14 protein-coding genes are annotated in these 15629 nt (G+C 70.7%); 8 read left to right on the top strand and 6 right to left on the bottom strand.

Annotated features, from left to right (window positions below; genetic code table 11):
• Nucleotides 1–8: 8 nt before the first annotated feature.
• The gene (locus ACFY2Z_RS14475) at nucleotides 9–1199 is read right to left on the bottom strand and encodes a PP2C family protein-serine/threonine phosphatase (protein ID WP_390744500.1); all 1191 of its coding nucleotides are present in this window, start codon (nucleotides 1197–1199) and stop codon (nucleotides 9–11) included.
• A gap of 257 nt (nucleotides 1200–1456) precedes the next feature.
• On the opposite strand from ACFY2Z_RS14475, the gene ACFY2Z_RS14480 reads away from it, so the two are divergent.
• The gene (locus ACFY2Z_RS14480) at nucleotides 1457–1942 is read left to right on the top strand and encodes an SRPBCC family protein (RefSeq protein WP_390744501.1); all 486 of its coding nucleotides are present in this window, start codon (nucleotides 1457–1459) and stop codon (nucleotides 1940–1942) included.
• A 77-nt stretch (nucleotides 1943–2019) separates the two neighbouring features.
• Here ACFY2Z_RS14480 and ACFY2Z_RS14485 read toward each other — a convergent pair whose 3' ends face one another.
• The 4 genes from ACFY2Z_RS14485 to ACFY2Z_RS14500 all read right to left on the bottom strand — a co-directional run bounded on the left by ACFY2Z_RS14485 (nucleotide 2020) and on the right by ACFY2Z_RS14500 (nucleotide 5778).
• Nucleotides 2020–3252, bottom strand: a complete 1233-nt coding sequence (locus ACFY2Z_RS14485) for a cytochrome P450 (RefSeq protein ID WP_390744502.1) — start codon at nucleotides 3250–3252, stop codon at nucleotides 2020–2022.
• Nucleotides 3253–3290: 38 nt separating this feature from the next.
• Entirely contained in the window at nucleotides 3291–4685 is a 1395-nt protein-coding gene (locus tag ACFY2Z_RS14490; protein WP_390744503.1) for an NAD(P)/FAD-dependent oxidoreductase, read from the bottom strand.
• Entirely contained in the window at nucleotides 4675–4920 is a 246-nt protein-coding gene (locus tag ACFY2Z_RS14495) for a ferredoxin (protein ID WP_390744504.1), read from the bottom strand. The genes ACFY2Z_RS14490 and ACFY2Z_RS14495 overlap by 11 nt, the downstream gene beginning before the upstream one ends.
• Before the next feature lie 180 nt (nucleotides 4921–5100).
• The gene (locus ACFY2Z_RS14500) at nucleotides 5101–5778 is read right to left on the bottom strand and encodes a hypothetical protein (RefSeq protein WP_390744505.1); all 678 of its coding nucleotides are present in this window, start codon (nucleotides 5776–5778) and stop codon (nucleotides 5101–5103) included.
• A gap of 495 nt (nucleotides 5779–6273) precedes the next feature.
• On the opposite strand from ACFY2Z_RS14500, the gene ACFY2Z_RS14505 reads away from it, so the two are divergent.
• Together ACFY2Z_RS14505 and ACFY2Z_RS14510 are read left to right on the top strand one after the other, a co-directional pair.
• On the top strand, nucleotides 6274–6921 hold the full coding sequence (locus ACFY2Z_RS14505; protein WP_390744506.1) for a hypothetical protein: 648 nt from the start codon (nucleotides 6274–6276) through the stop codon (nucleotides 6919–6921).
• A 473-nt stretch (nucleotides 6922–7394) separates the two neighbouring features.
• Nucleotides 7395–7841, top strand: a complete 447-nt coding sequence (locus ACFY2Z_RS14510) for an SPW repeat protein (protein WP_390744507.1) — start codon at nucleotides 7395–7397, stop codon at nucleotides 7839–7841.
• A 218-nt stretch (nucleotides 7842–8059) separates the two neighbouring features.
• Here the strand turns inward: ACFY2Z_RS14510 and ACFY2Z_RS14515 are convergent, their stop codons facing one another.
• Nucleotides 8060–9124 carry a galactosyldiacylglycerol synthase gene (locus ACFY2Z_RS14515; protein WP_390744551.1) on the bottom strand — a complete coding sequence of 355 codons (1065 nt, stop codon included), beginning with the start codon at nucleotides 9122–9124 and terminating at the stop codon, nucleotides 8060–8062.
• 286 nt (nucleotides 9125–9410) lie between these two features.
• Here ACFY2Z_RS14515 and ACFY2Z_RS14520 point away from each other — a divergent pair, with 286 nt between their 5' ends.
• From ACFY2Z_RS14520 to ACFY2Z_RS14540, 5 genes are all read left to right on the top strand, one after another.
• A complete protein-coding gene (locus ACFY2Z_RS14520) occupies nucleotides 9411–10262 on the top strand; it encodes an SDR family NAD(P)-dependent oxidoreductase (RefSeq protein WP_390744508.1) in 852 nt (283 codons plus the stop codon).
• A gap of 7 nt (nucleotides 10263–10269) precedes the next feature.
• Nucleotides 10270–11196: a DMT family transporter gene (locus ACFY2Z_RS14525; RefSeq protein WP_390744509.1), complete on the top strand. Its 927-nt coding sequence runs from the start codon at nucleotides 10270–10272 to the stop codon at nucleotides 11194–11196.
• A 304-nt stretch (nucleotides 11197–11500) separates the two neighbouring features.
• Nucleotides 11501–12652: a glutathione-independent formaldehyde dehydrogenase gene (locus ACFY2Z_RS14530; RefSeq protein WP_390744552.1), complete on the top strand. Its 1152-nt coding sequence runs from the start codon at nucleotides 11501–11503 to the stop codon at nucleotides 12650–12652.
• A gap of 299 nt (nucleotides 12653–12951) precedes the next feature.
• On the top strand, nucleotides 12952–14325 hold the full coding sequence (locus ACFY2Z_RS14535; RefSeq protein WP_390744510.1) for a cytochrome P450: 1374 nt from the start codon (nucleotides 12952–12954) through the stop codon (nucleotides 14323–14325).
• Between the two features lie 133 nt (nucleotides 14326–14458).
• Nucleotides 14459–15472 carry a (-)-alpha-amorphene synthase gene (locus tag ACFY2Z_RS14540; RefSeq protein WP_390744511.1) on the top strand — a complete coding sequence of 338 codons (1014 nt, stop codon included), beginning with the start codon at nucleotides 14459–14461 and terminating at the stop codon, nucleotides 15470–15472.
• Nucleotides 15473–15629: the final 157 nt, after the last annotated feature.

The following is a 15629-nucleotide window of genomic DNA, read 5'->3' on the forward strand; positions in this document are numbered from 1 at the left end:
TCGGGGGGTCAGCCGCCCTGCGGCTGGTTCTGCGGACGATGACGGAAGCCGTCGGCGTGAATGATCCGCTGGTGCGGACGCCCGTGATGGACGCTGGGCGTCCGGTGCAGGGCGATGAGGGCGGCGTCGTCGTCCAGGCGCCCGCCGGTGTGGGCGAGCAGATCACGACGGATGCGGTGCAGCAGCGTCTCGGGGTTCTCCTCGGTCCACTGGGCCGCGCGGTCCGCGAGCGGATAGAAGCGGCCGGCGGCGTCCCGGGCCTCGATGACGCCGTCGGTGTAGAGCAGGAGGGTGTCCCCGGGCTCGAAGGAGAACACGTCCAGGTGGTAGTCCCCCGGGTGCGCCGATCCGATCCCCATCGGCGGTGCGGGGTGCACGCTCGGGACGGTGACCACATGACCGGGACTGAGCAGCAGCGGCGGAGGATGCCCGCAACTGGTCATACGGGTGATCGGGTCCCCGTCGGGGATCTCCATCAGCAGGGCGGTGGCGAAGCGTTCGCCCATTTCCTCGGGCGGCTCGAAGTCGGCCAGATAGCGGGTCACGCTCTGCTCCAGGGTGGCGGCCAGATCCGGCAGGGACGACTGCCGGTGGCCCGCCTCACGGAAGGCTCCGAGCAGCAGGGCGGCCTCGCCGATGGCGGAGAGCCCCTTGCCGCGTACGTCGCCGATCAGGACGCGCACCCTGCTGTCGGCCCGGGTGGCGGCGTACAGGTCGCCGCCGATCTGCGCCTCGTCCTCGGCCGCCAGGTACAGGCACGCCACCCGCAAGGGGCCGATGTGTTCCGGCAGCGGCCACAGCAGGACATGCTGTGCCGCCTCGGCCACCGACCGGACCTGGGCCAGCTGTTCACGGTGCCGGTCCCGGACGGCGCAGTAGACCACGATCATCACCGACAGCACGAACAGGGTGAGGATCTGCACGATGTGGTTGGTGGTGCCCAACCCGCCGTGCAGGACGGCGATGACGATCTGCGCGAGCACCGCCAGTGCCCCGACCAGGCCGGACAACCGGGGCCCGGCGAACGAGGACGTGAGCGCGGGCGCGATCACCAGTGCGGGCCCCAGATGGATGGTTTCGGGGGAGTGGATGTCCACTGCCATGATCGCGACGATCAGGGCGACGGGGAGCAGCAGGAGGGCATGGCTCGACTGCCACTGCTCTCGTAGCCCCGCGACGGCCCATTGCCGGAGACCCATGGTTACACCCTGCCTCCCCATCGGTCGCGCGGCCACCGGATGAAGGCCGAGCACCCCCAAGGTGTATTGATCACGAGCGTTGTTCACGCGGCTGATCGGTGGGTGGCCGCCGAGTGCGGTGTGGCAGCGGTGGTGGTTGTAGGGAAGTCGGGGCGTCGCCGCCGTAAACGGGTCCGTGCCGGGTACTCGGCGCGATGACCAGGATCCGAGCGGCGGGCCCCCGGCCGGTCGCGGTCGATCAGCCGAAGGAGGCGCAGATGAGCACGGTCAAGGAAACGGTGGAGGTCGAGGTCCCCCTCCGCACCGCCTACAACCAGTGGACCCAGTTCGAGCAGTTCCCGAAATTCATGGAGGGTGTCGAGGAGGTCAGGCAGCTCGACGACCGCCACAATCACTGGACCACCAAGATCGGCGGCATCCGCCGGGAGTTCGACACCGAGATCGTCGACCAGCTTCCCGACGAGCGGATCACCTGGCGTACCACCAGCGGTGACACCCGGCAGAAGGGATCGGTCCGCTTCCAGCGCGTGGACGACATGCACACCCGGGTGGAGCTCGTGATGGACGTCGAGCCCGCCGGGGCCGTGGAGCGGACGGCGGACACCCTGGGCGTCATCAACCGGCGCGTCAAGGGAGACCTGCGACGCTTCAAGGAGTTCATCGAAGAGCGCGGGAGTGAATCCGGAGCCTGGCGGGATCGGATCCGGCCCGGTGACTCCGGCAGCCCCGGTCCGATCGGCTGAGGCCGTGGCTCCGCGGCGCCCCGCCGTCTCCGGCGGCCGGGGCGCCGCGGTGTGCCGTGGGCGGGGCGGCCGTCCGCTCAGGGACGCAGGCCGTCGAAGCCGATCGGCAGATGGCGCGGGCCGCGAAGCACCGCGTTCTGGCGGTAGGGGGGAGGGTCTTCCACCAAGCGGGGGTTGTCGAGACGGCGGGCCAGTTCGGACAGGGCGATCTGTGCCTCCAGCCGCGCGAGAGGCGCGCCGAAGCAGCTGTGGATGCCGCTGCCGAAACCCAGATGCTGGATGTCCCCGCGGTCGGGGTCGAACCGGTCGGGGTCCCGGAAGCGCTCGGGGTCCCGGTTGCCCGCGGCCAGCATCAGCCAGATCCGTGAACCCTTCGGGATGGTGATGCCGCGTACCTCGATATCCGCGATGCAGGTCCGCTGCGGCACGAGCTGCACCGGGGGCTCGTAGCGCAGCAGTTCCTCCACGATGTTGACGGACAGTCTGGGATCGTCGCGCAGCCTCTCGAGGTACTCCGGGTGGCGCAGCAGGGTGAGCATGCCGTTGGTGATCAGGTTGACGGTGGTCTCATGGCCCGCGATCAGCAGCAGCACCGCGGTGCTGAGTACCTCCATCGTCGTCATGGGGCCGTCCGGGCCGTGGCTCGTGACCAGTTCGGACAGCATGTCCCCGGTGGGCTTCCTGCTTCGCTGCTCGACCAGCTGGGCCAGGTACATACCCAGCTGCATCCGCGCTTCCTGGGCGGCACGCCTGCGTTCGGCGTCCTCCCTGCCGGTGTCCGGGTCGAGGCTCGCCACGATCGGGTCGACCCAGGCGCGAAAGCGCGGCTCGTCCTCGCGTGGCACACCCAGCAGCCGGCAGATCACGGTCACCGGGAAGGGGTACGCGAACTGATCCACCAGATCGATCTGCCGGGTCTCTGAGAGGCCGTCGATCAGCTCGGAGACGATCTCGGCCAGTTCCCCGCGCATCGATTCGATCTTGTGGGGGCTGTGCGGGGGCCCGAAGGGACGGTTGGCGATCCGGCGCAGCCGGTCGTGCTCCGGAGGGTCCTGCCGGATGAAACTCGGCGGCAGCCCCGTCTCCGCCCCGCCCATCTCGTCGGCGCCCGCGGCGGCGAGGTTGGCGGCGTCGGAGCTGATCCTCGGGTCGTGCAGCAGGTTGAGGATGTCCCAGTAGGAGCTGACCAGGTACGGGCCGCCGTCCCCCTCGTGCAGCACCGGGGTCTTTCGGAGCTCCTTGTACAGCGGATACGGGTCGGCGCGATTGGTGTAGTCGGTGATCTGGCGCAGGAGCGAGTGGTGCGTCATGAGGGATCCTCGGGGCGTGAGGTCGGGCCGGCGGTCGGTCAGTGGTGGGCCGGGGTGAAGACCAGCCGCCGGTCGGCCGGCGAGTAACCGCTCAGGGTCACCGTCGGACCATGGCTCGGCAGGGACGGGTCGGGAAAGTCGGACGGGACCGGCCGCTGGCCCTCGGGACGGCGGTCCACCGTCGGGAACTCCACCGGGAAGGGCGCGGCCATCTCGATCTGCCGCTGGTAGAACTCCAGCCAGCGTGTGTTGTCGAAGCTCACGGCGGCGATGACCCGCCCCTGGTAGCCGTACGCCCCGACGAAACGGCGCTCGGCCAGCGAACCCTGTGTGATCATGATCTCGTCGCCCATGGGCGGGACGCCGACCGACTTGATGTTCACGCCGAACTGCGACGACCAGAAGGCGGGCACCCAGATGTGCGGACGCCGGTCGGCGCTGGCGCTGATCATGTTGTGCGCGGCGACCTCGGCCTGGCTGACGGCGTTCCCCCAGTGTTCGAGGGACAGGAACTGGTAGCCGAACAGCGGGTGCGGGGAGCGTGCCACATCGCCCGCGACATAGATGTCGTCGGTGACGATGCCCCGGAAGTCGAAGGCCCGGCACCCCGCGTCGCAGGCGATGCCCCGAGGGCCCGCGCCGAGCCCCGATCCGGCCAGCCACTCGGTGTTGCGGGTCGCGCCGAGCGACACCACCACCACGTCCGCCTCGACGATGTCGCCGTCGGAGAGGTGCGCGGCCCGCACCCGGCCCGCCGGGTCGCCCTCCAGGGCGGTGACCATGACGCCGGTGCGCAGGTCCACGCCGTTCTCGCGGTGCAGTTCCGCCGCCACCGCGCCGATCACCCCGCCGAGCGCGCCCACCAGGGGCGCGCCCCCGCGTTCCGCCACCGTGACCGCGATGCCCTGGTCCCGGCAGGCGGAGGCGATCTCCGACCCGGTGAAACCGGCGCCGATGACGAGCACACGACGTGGCGAGGCCCGCAGCCGCCGCTCCAGCCCGACCGCGTCGTCACGGGTCCGCAGCACGAAGACGCCGTCGAGCTGGGCCTCCGCCTCCTTGGGCCAGGGCCGGGCGCGTACTCCGGTCGCGATCAGCAGCCGGTCGTACTCCACCTCGTCCCCGTCCTCCAGCCGCACCCGCTTGGCCGACAGATCGAGGCCGGTCGCCGCGACCCCGAGGAGCCACTTGGCGTCGATGTCCCGGCGCCGGGGAAGCTCGGTGTACTGGGAGGAGGCCTTGCCGAGCAGGACCGCCTTCGACAGCGGCGGGCGGTCGTACGGCTCGTAGGGCTCGTCACCGATCATGGTGAGCGAACCGGTGAAGCCCTCCTCGCGGAGTGTCTCGGCCGCCCTCAGGCCCGCGAGGGAGGCGCCCACGATCACGATCCGGCCCTCGCGCCGCAGCCACGCCAGATGGTCGTCAGCAGTCATGGGAGGCCTCCTGACCGGCCCAGGCCGGCGGATCGGCCGCGTCGTCCAGTCCCTCGGCCGTGATCGCCTGCACGGGACAGGCGGCCACGGCGCGCGCCACCTTGTCCCGGTGCTCCTCCTCGGCCCGAGGGTTGTAGACCAGGGACTCCTCACCGTGCATGGTGAAGACTTCCGGCGCCAGGAACGCACACTGCGCATAGCCCTGGCACCTGTTGAGATCGACGACAAGCCTCATCACCACTCGCCCCTTCCGGCGGCCAGGTCCGCCGGGCGCCTCACGCTCCGTTGGCACCCCCGGACGGCGGTCATCTCCCCACGCCAGCATGGGAGACCCGTGGGGACCCGCGCTCGCGGGGCGTGCCGAAGGAGTGAGGGCGGGTCCGAGGAGGGGCCGCTCCCGGCCCGGCGCCCCGTCTCAGGCCGCCGCCGGGGCGCCGGGCCGGGAGCGGCCCCACGCCGTGAGGATGTGGACGCTGACCAGCAGCGCCCACGCCGGGAACACCAGCTCCGACCAGGGGACGGCGGTCGCGACGAAGAGCAGCGTCAGGACGGTCAGAAAGCCCAGCAGGGCGAGCCGGCGGGGGAGCACCCCGATGCGGTACGCGATCGCCGACAGGGAGCAGGTGCAGACGGCCGCCATCCGCATCGCGTAATCGATCATCAGCGTGTACGCGAAGTGACGGCCGTAGGCCCACGTGGGACCTCCGGGGGCGCCACGGGACGGGGAGGTGGTGTCCAGCACTGCCGCGGCGGCCGCGGCGGCCTCGAACAGCGTGGCCACGAAGATCAGCCCGCTGCCGAGGAACACGGTGGCGAGGAACTTGTCCTCCGCCGCCCCGATATGGGTCCGCACGACGCCGACGAACCACAGGAAGAAGATCCCCGCGAAGGGGACGAGCGCGAGCGCCGCCCGTACCGAGTTGAGCCGCACGGGATCGGCCGACGCCTCGGGGGCGGGCGCGTCGGCGCCCTCGGGGATCCCCAGCCGGATCAGCACGATCATGGCCGTGAGCAGGACCGCGAAGACGACCCCTGCCAGCCCGGCGGCGCGTGGGGTCTGCAGTACCTGCTGCCTCGGCTCCGTCGTCTCCATGGGCGCTCGCTTCCTCCGTGCCGGATCTTGGCACCAGCAAGCCGCCGGCCGGAGGGGGCCGCCACCGGAGGGCGGCCGAACGGCAGACCATGACCGGCTTCGCAGGGCGGTCGGGCGCGGCGTGTCGGCCCGCGCCGCAAGCGCGCTCCGGACGGATGGCGACCGCTCCCTCGCCCCGGAGCGTCCGGCAACGGAAGTCCCCGGCCGAGAACCGGACTGGCGGGCCGTCGGCAGTCAACGCGCCTCTCCGACAAGGAAATCGGCGCCTGGGCGGGTTGCCCGCACACGGCGCGCCGCGCCCGGCCGGGCAGGCCGTCCCGCAGGGGGCGACGCCGCCGCGACCTGGTGAAATGACGAGGTGTCAGCGACGGAACTGCTCCGATCGGATTCATCCTCATATTGTCGGTATGTCCTGTATGACACGGATAGATCCGATATGTACCTTCAATCACGCATCGGTTCACAGCCGACGTGTCTGAGAACAGGAGAAGTGACATGGCAACGCGTTCCATCGCTGTTACTGCGGCCGTCGCGGCCGGCGCGGCCCTCGTGGCCACCGGCATCACTTACGCTTCCGCCGCCTCCGAGCCGGCCGCCGCTGTCGCTGCCCCTCTGGGGAGCAGTGGAAACAACAACAGTAACAACAACGACAACTACAACAACGACAACTCCAAGGGCAACGAGGGCCACCACCACGAGCACGGGGAAGAGCACGAGCACGAGCACCACCACCACGGCGAGGGGCGCATCTTCGTCAACGAGCGGGAGTACTCCCCCCACGAGAGCAGCTGCATCACGGTCGTCAGCGGCCTCGGGGCGAACAGCCTCAACATTCGTAACGACAGCAAGAAGTTCGTCGAGGTCTTCAACGGCGCTACGTGCGACAACGGCGCCCCCATCGCCACGGTCGGTCCGCACAGCTCCAGCAACGGCCTGTTCCCCCGCCGCGTCCGCGGCGGCGTGAAGGTCAAGCACGGCGTGGTGGGCAGCATCCGGATCGTGCACCGTTTCGACGAGGACCACGACCACGGCGACAACGACAACGACGACGAGGGCAACTCGTACGAGTACGACTACAGCTACAAAAACAACAACAGCAACGACAGCAGCACCACCACCAGCAGCCCCGCCCCCGGTAAGTGACATCCACTCGCCTCGTACCGCAGAACGAGAACCCCGGCCCGCCGGAATCGGGCCGGGGTTCCGGTCTGTGTGGCCGTCGACCGGCGCGTTACACCCTAGGGCGTCTGGCGATTCCCGCCGGGCGCGCGACGCCATGCACCCTCCCCCCACGCTCGGCTTCGCTCGCGCGGGCGGTGCCCCCACCGCCGCGCCGGGCGAAACCCCACGTACGTCCAGTACGAGGGCTTCCGCCGGGCACTCCCCCAAGCTCTTCGAGCAGGGGCGGTGCCCCCAGAGCACGCATCTGACGCCGCAGAGCCGCCCTCCGGGCGACGACGCGAGTTCGACGACAGGCCCTGGGCCGCCGACAGCCCCCGCACGGACACATGGCTCTCATCTCGGCAAAGAGTGCGAAAGTCGCGTAAACCCCCCGAATGGGGGAATCTTGTACAGGGCAGAGGCATTACAGCACTCGTGGAGAGGGGACGACAGCGATGTCGTATCCGCATCACTCCAGTGAGATGGGCACGCACCCCGAGATAGCAGAGATGCGGGAACGGTTCGAGCGTGCGGCCTCCGGCAAAGCGGTCATCATCGAGGGCCTGATCATGCTGGCGGGCATCTACGCCGCCATATCGCCCTGGGTCATGCACTTTTCGGGGGCTGAGCCCAACCTCACTGTGAACAACCTGATTGTCGGCCTCACCATCGGCCTCATCGGAGTCGGTCTGGCCATGATTCCGGAACGGATGCTCCGCATGGCGTGGCTGGCCGTTCCGCTCGGTATCTGGCTGGTGATCTCGCCCTGGGTGGTGACCGCTGCCCACGGCGCACGGGCCGGCGTCCTCTGGAGCAACTGCGTGGTCGGCGCGGTGACGATCCTGCTGGGTCTGGCCGCGATGGGCCTGACGATCGGCATCGCCAACCGCACGCGCCGGTGAGCTGAGGGCAGGGAGCGCGGCCCCGGCCGGGGCTCCGGTCGAGCCGTTCCCCACCTCGCACACGGCATGTGACCCGCCATCGCCATGAGCGCACCGTTCACCTGAGCGCGGCGCGCCGTACCCCACCGCATGCCCCTGGGCAGGGTCCGGTACGGCGCCGGCGCCCTCGAACGGCGGTCGGACCGCAGAGGCTCAAGCGGCGGCCGTTCCGTGAACGCTCAACCGGCGCCTGCACGGCAGAGTGCGAGCACCCGGGTGAGCACGTCATCGCGGAAGAGCGTGCGCCCCCGGGCGATCCTGCGGTCCCGGTCCGGGCCGGCTGTGGTGAGTCGCCCCAGCGAGCCGAGCAGTCCGGGAGCGTCCGCGGCGAACTCCGAGAGGCCGAGTTCGGCCATCCTTCGTACGCCGTCCGCGCCGTGGCCCGGCAACGGGCGATAGCCCACCACCGGCAGTCCCGCGGCGAGCGCCTGGACGGCCGTCTGACCGGCGGCGTTGTCCACCAGGGCGCCCGCGGCACGCAACAGACCCGGCATGTCGGACACCCAGCTCAGCGCGACGGTGCCCGGCACCCCGGCCAGCGCGTCACGGAGCCTTTCGTTCCGGCCGCACAGCACCACGGGCTGAAAGCCGTGTCCGGCCAGCAGTGCGGAGGTCGAGGCCAGCTGCGAACCGACGCCCCACGCGCCCGCGGAGAGCAGGACGGGCGGGCGACCCGGGGCGTGCCGGGCGAACCGCGCGGACCACTCGGCCGCGCCAGGAGCCGCCGCGAGGAACTCGGGGGCGACGACCGCGCCCGGTGCCTCGGCGGGTACCGAGAGGTCCTGGCGCACCTCCCGCGCGGCCTCGTCCGTGAGGCAGAAGTACGTGTCGTTCCCCGGATGGAGCCATTGCCGGTGAACGGCGAAGTCGATCACCAGAACGGCGCTGGGGATCGCGAGCAGTCCCTTGGCCCTGAGGTGGCCGGTGAGTTGTGCGGCGAGATGGAAGACGGGTACCACCGCGTCCGCGCCGGTGCGGTCCGCCAGCTCCCGCAGACGCTGCCCGGCCAGCCGGGCCAACGGCACACCACTCGGGCGGCGGCCCCTCCCGCGCCGTAGAAAAGTGCGGTACAGGGCGGCGTAGGCCCAGGGGTAGTGCCGTACGGACGACCGGTAGAAGCCCCGCAGCCCGGGGCCCAGGCCGTACGGCAGCAAACCCAGAACGTCCACGACCTGGGCCTGATGGCCGTGCTGTACGGCGCGGCGTGCCAGTTCCCCGGCCACTGTGTCGTGCCCGGACCCCATGCTCGCGCTGACGATCAGCAGCCGTCTCGGCGCGCTCATGGACCGCGCCGCTCACCGGCAACCGGGGGAGCCGCGGCGACCGCTCGCGTCGCCTGCCGTCGCCGAGCAGGGAAAAATACAGCCATCGGTACCGATTGTCCCTTTCCACGGTCTTCCCCACACATCCATGCGTTCCGAGCTTCGGGGTGAGGCGGGCGGGTACCCGTCCCGCTCCGGCCGGAACCCGGGAGCAGTAGCCGTCCCGCCCGCCCGTCCGGTTTCGCCGTCGCAGCCGAGGTCAGCCGCCATGTCCCATGCTCCCTCCCGCGCACGATCCGTCCCCGGCCTGCCCGTGGCCACGTCGGGCCCGAGCGCCCGCCCGGGCCGTCGGGGGTCCGCAGGCCGGGCGGTCACCCGGGGCACGGCGCTCGTGACCGGCGCGTCCTCCGGGATCGGCGCCGCCGTGGTCGGCAGGCTGGTCGCCGAAGGGGGCTGGAGCCTGGTCCTGAACGGCCGTGACGTGCCACGGCTCACGGGCGTCGCCGCCCAGGCGTCGGCCGCCGTCTTCCCCGCGGACCTCAGCCGCCCGGGCGCCGACCGGCGGCTGGCCGAGTTCGCCCTCCGCCGCGTCGGCCGGGTGGACCTGCTGGTGGCCGGTGCGGGCATCGGCTGGGCGGGTGATTTCACCACCATGCCCCCGTCCGCCATCGCCGAGGTGATCGAGGTCGACGCGCTCGCCACGATGCGCCTGGTGCGGCATCTGCTGCCGCACATGGTCGACGCCGGTTCCGGACGGATCGTGATCATCGGTTCCTTCGCGGGCACCGTCGGCGTCCGGGGCGAGGCCGTCTACTCCGCCGCCAAGGGAGCACTCGCCACGTTCGCCGACGCCCTGCGCTACGAGGTGTGGGGCACCGGCGTGGGCATCAGTCTGGTGATCCCGGGGGTGGTGGACACCCCGTTCTTCGACCGCCGGGGCGTGCCCTATCGGCGCAGCAGGCCGAGGCCGGTGCCGGCCGAGCGCGTCGCGGACGCGGTCTGGCGTGCCGCGGCCCGCGGCCGGGACGAGATCTACGTCCCCGGCTGGCTGCGTCTGCCCGCACGGGTGCGCGGCGCGGCGCCGGGCCTGTACCGGCGGCTCGCGGCCAGGTTCGGGTGAGTGCCGGGTGAGCGTCCTCACCGTCGTCCTCGCGCTGTTCACCGCGCTCTCCAACGCCTCGGCGTCCGTGCTGCAGCGCCGGGCGGCGACGGACCAGGCCGAAGGCGGCCGGGGAATCCGGCAGGCTGCCCGCTGGCTCGCCCAGGTGCTGCGCCGGCCGCACTGGCTGGCGGGCACCGGTCTGCTCGCGCTGTCCACCGTGCTGCAGGCCTCCGCGTTGGCCGTCGGCAGTCTCTCCGTCGTTCAGCCCCTGCTGGCCAGCGAACTGCTGTTCACCCTGATGGTGGGAAGCGTGGTCTTCCATCGGCGCCCCGACCGCCGTACCTGGCTGGCGTTCGCGGCGCTCGCCGCCGGGCTCGCGCTCTTCCTGGGGGCGGCGGCGCCCTCCGCCGGGCGGACCACGGCCGTGGCGGGCCGCTGGCCGGTGACGGGAACGGCGGTGCTGTGCGCCGTGGTGGTGCTCATCGTGGCGGCCCTTCCGGTGACGGGATCGCCGCGAGCGGTGCTGCTCGGCCTGGCGTCGGCCGTGTCCTTCGCCGCCACCGCCGCGCTCATGAAGGAGGTCGTCGGGCAACTCGGGCACGGTGTCGATGTCGTGGTGACGCACTGGCCGCTCTACGCCGGGATCGCCGCCGGAACGGTCGGCTTCCTGCTGCTGCAGAGCGCGTTCCGGGCCGGCTCGCTGTCGGCCTCGCAGCCGGCTCTCACCCTGGGGGACGCGCTGACCAGCGTGGCTCTGGGGTGGGTGCTGTTCGAGGAGCGCATCGCCCTCGGCGTCCGGGTGCTGCCCGAGGTGGTCGGCGTGGCGCTCATCGGGGCGGGCAGCGTGGGCCTGGCGAGTGCCCTGGCCGCCGGCGGAGCCTGGGACACGGCGCCGGTACGACGGAACGGCTCGGGCCCCGGCGCCCAGGAGCCGGCACCACAGCGGTCGTGAACAGGCCCGGAGCCGAACATCGACGAGGCCTGCCGAGCCCTCGGACCGTGCGGAGTTCGTGGAACGGATCGCGGGCGCACCCGGTGTGGGTTGCGGCCCGTGCCGCGTGGGCGTTACCTGGAACTAGGGCGTGCCAGGCGTCGCGAGACAGGCGGGACTTCTGAAACACGCCCTGGCCCGGCGGTGAGAACGAGAGCGCCCTGGGGCCACGGCACAGACCGCTGGCCCGCGCCTTTCTGTGTGCCCCCGTAGCGCCCCGACCGTCGCCGCCGTCATGCCAGCGTGCGACGCGGAGGTGACCCAGGTGAAAGCCGTCGTCTACGAGAAGCCTTTCAATGTGACGGTGCGCGAGGTCGACGATCCGCAGATCGAGCATCCGAACGATGTGATCGTGCGCGTCACGTCGACCGCGATCTGCGGCTCGGACCTGCATATGTACGAGGGGCGTACGGCGGCGGAGTCGGGCATCGTCTTCGGCCACGAGAACCTCGGCATCATCGAGGAGTTCGGCAGTGGTGTGGTCTCCCTGTCCCAGGGTGACCGTGTCGTGATGCCCTTCAACGTCGCCTGTGGATTCTGCAAGAACTGCCTGGCCGGCAAGACCGGTTTCTGTCTGACGGTGAATCCCGGCTTCGCCGGCGGAGCCTATGGGTATGTCGCGATGGGTCCCTACAAGGGCGGTCAGGCGGAGCGGTTGCGGGTGCCGTTCGCGGACTTCAACTGCCTGAAGCTGCCGCCGGGGCGCGAGTTCGAGAACGATTTCGTCCTGCTCGCCGACATCTTCCCGACCGGTTACCACGGCTGTGAACTCGCCCAGGTGTCCACGGGAGACAGCGTGGCCGTCTACGGTGCCGGCCCGGTGGGACTGATGGCGGCCTACTCCGCTCTGCTGCGCGGTGCGGCGAAGGTGTTCTGCGTCGACCGGGTGCCCGAGAGGCTCGCCAAGGCGGAGGAGATCGGGGCCATACCCATCGACTTCACCCAGGGCGACCCGGCCGAGCAGATCAAGGCGCAGACGAACGGCGAGGGCACCGACAAGGGTGTGGACGCCGTCGGCTACCAGGCTCAGGCGCATGACGCGAGCCACGAGGAACCCGCCATCGTCCTCAACGCGCTCGTCGAGACCGTACGGCCGACCGGCCTGCTCGGTGTGCCGGGCCTGTATGTGCCCTCCGACCCGGGCGGACCGGACGACCACGCCAGGCACGGCCAACTGCTCGTCTCCATCGGCAAGATGTTCGAGAAGGGCCAGCAGATGGGCACCGGTCAGTGCAACGTCAAGCAGTACAACCGTCAGCTGCGCGACATGATCATCGCCGGTCGGGCCAAGCCCAGCTTCGTGGTCTCCCATGAACTGCCGCTCGACCAGGCGCCGCAGGCGTACGAGAAGTTCGACAAGCGGGTCGAGGGCTACACCAAGGTGGTCCTGCACCCCGGCCACGCCCTGGCGGCTTGACGACCCACGGCACGCCCCGGCCGGTGTCCTCGCCGGCCGGGGCGTGATCTGTGAGCAGAATGCCGTAACTCACCTGTGGCGCATGCTTCGTTGTGCTCCCGTGCGCCCCCTTGGGCGGAGGAATTCGGGCGCCCGTACGGGTTGCACTGGTCGGGAAACGATTCAAGTGTCCCGTCGTTGGAACGCTTCACCGACTTCCTCCATGTACCGACTGAGGCAGGTGGTATTCCATGAGCGCTTCCATACCCACCCAAGAGCGAGTCTGGAAGAGTGGAACTGCGCCAGGCATATTCCCTTTCGTGGGGCACGGCATCTCCCTGTTCCGCCGGCCCCTGGCCTTTCTGAATTCCCTGCCCGCGTACGGGGATGTGGTCGAGATACGCCTCGGCCCCCAGCGCGCCTGGCTGGCGTGCCACCCGGAGCTGGTCCACCGCGTGCTCATGGACGCCCGCACCTTCGACAAGGGAGGCCCGCAGTACGACAGGCTCCGGCCGCTGATGGGCAACAGTCTCGTCACCTCGGCCCATGAGGAGCACCGAAGGCAGCGCAGGCTCCTTCAGCCCGCCTTCCACCCCTCCCGCATCACGGGCTACACGCAGATCATGGCGGAGGAGGCGGAGGCGGTCTGCCGTACGTGGCGACCGGGGGAGACGGTCGATGTCAGCGCGGCGATGCTGGCACTGACCACCCGGGTGACCAGCCGGGTCCTCTTCTCCGACTCGCTCGACGCGGCGACCGTCGCCGAGGTGCGGGACTGTCTTGCCGCCCTGGTCCGGGGCCTGTTCATCCGTACCGTCGTGCCCGTCGCCCCTCTGTTCCGGGTACCGACACCCGCGAACCTGCGCTATCGGCGGGCGTTCGACCGCCTGCACGCCATCACCGACTCCGTCGTCGAGCAGCGTCGGCGGAGCAGCCCTCGCGACGACCTGCTGGGCGCCCTGCTGTCGGCCGAGGAGGACCACGGGCCGGCGTCCCCGGTCACCGCGCAGGAGATACACGACCAGCTGATCACCCTGCTGCTCACCGGAGTCGAGAGCACGGCGATGTGCCTGGGTTCCCTCTTCGGTCTGCTCCCCGGCCATCCGGAGGCCGAGCGGCGACTGCACTCCGAGATCGACGCGGTGCTCCCGGGAGGCCGCCGGCCCGGGGGCGAGGACCTGCCGCACCTGGTCCACACCCGCTGTGTCGTCGCGGAGACCCTGCGGACGTGTCCGCCCGGCTGGCTGTTCACCAGGATCACCACCCGGGACACGGAGCTCGGCGGAGTGCGGCTCCCCAAGGGGACCACCGTCCTGTACAGCCCCTACCTACTGCACCACGATCCCGCGTCCTTCCCGGAACCGGACCGGTTTCTCCCGGACCGCTGGCTGCCGGGGCCCGGCGCGGCAGCCCGGCACGGCGCGATGCTCCCCTTCGCGGCGGGCAGCCGCAAGTGCATCGGTGACACGTTCGCCCTGGCGGAGGCCACGCTGGCCGTCGCGGCGATCGCCGGCCGCTGGCGCCTGCGGCCGCTGCGCGGACACGCCGAACAACCGCGCCCCGCGGCCACCCTCGGGCCCAGGGCGCTCAGGATGATCTGCGAACCGCGCCCCCACGCACCGGCCACCGAACCGCCGGCGCACGGCACCACCGCCCGGGACCTGGGCCCCGCGCAGTCGGCTCCCGCACCCTGAGCGGACCGGCCCCCTCCCGCGCACCGCTCTCTCGGGACCGGAACGAGGCTCCCCCGCAACCCGGACGGCGGTGACGCACCGCTCACGGGACTTCTCCAAAGAACCGGAAAGCACCGGAAAGAAGGTGAGAACGGTGACCACGGCGCATGAGGGCGACCCGGCCGCGTCGCACGGCCGGATACCGGCCGCGAGCCTGAAGGACCTGATCGAGACCCGGCTCCACATGCCCTTTCCCTTTCTCGGCAATCCGTACGAGGAGCAGGTCGCGGCGGGCGTGGACGACTGGTTACGCGACTGTGGGCTGACCGACGACCCTTCGGTGGCGGCGATGATCGCCCACACCCGCCCCGCCCAACTGGCGTCCTACAACGGGCCCACGATGGACCCGGACATCCTCCAGATCACGGCCAATCAGATCGCCTATCAGTTCGTCTTCGACGACCGGGCGGAGGAGATCGGGCGACGGCGGCCGAGCCGGCTGATGCCGATGCTCTGCGAGAGCGTCGGCATCCTGCGCGACGGCCGGTCGCCGAGCACCCCGCTCGGGGCGGCCCTGGCCGATCTCCGGCGCCAGGTCCTGGAGCGCTGCACCCCCGACCAGGCCGAACGCTGGGCATGGGCGGGCCGTGAGTATGTGCACGGCCTGTTGTACGAGGCGGTGGCCCAGGAGGACCCCGAGGGTCCGGGAATCGGGCTGTGCACCTCGATACGCTCACTCATCGCGGGCGTGGAGCCCTTCTATCCGCTGTGCGAGGCCGCGCTGCCCGGCGAGTTGACGCCGGAGGAACTCGGTCACCCGGCCGTACGGCGCCTGCGCAGGCTGTCGGCCGATGCGGCCGTGTGGATTCCCGACCTGTTCTCCGCGGTGAAGGAACAGCGGCTGGGCGGAGTGATCAACCTGGCCCTGGCCTACCGCCGGGAGCACCGCTGCTCACTGGAGGAAGGGGTGATGCTGGCGGTGCGGCGCATCAACGACACCATCGGCGAGTTCGAGCGGCTCTTCAAGGAGACCGAGCCGGAGTTGAGCGCCCTGGGCATCGGCTATGTGAACGGCATGGCCGGCTGGATTCGCGGCTGTTACTACTGGTCCCGCGGCGTACCGCGCTATGCCGACACGGCCGCCGTACCCGTCGGCTCCCTGGAATAGGATTTTCGGCTTCCGCGCACCATCCGGGGCACACATCGGCATCCGTCCCGCAAGAAACTCGATCAACGTCCGCTACCCGAGGCGCGGAAGGTCAAAACACCGAAATGGGTGATTCACTCTTTCCGTAGGCGAGGAATCTCCAAAACCTCTACTCGAC

Source organism: Streptomyces sp. NPDC001222 (assembly GCF_042896945.1).
Classification (GTDB): domain Bacteria; phylum Actinomycetota; class Actinomycetes; order Streptomycetales; family Streptomycetaceae; genus Streptomyces; species Streptomyces gibsoniae.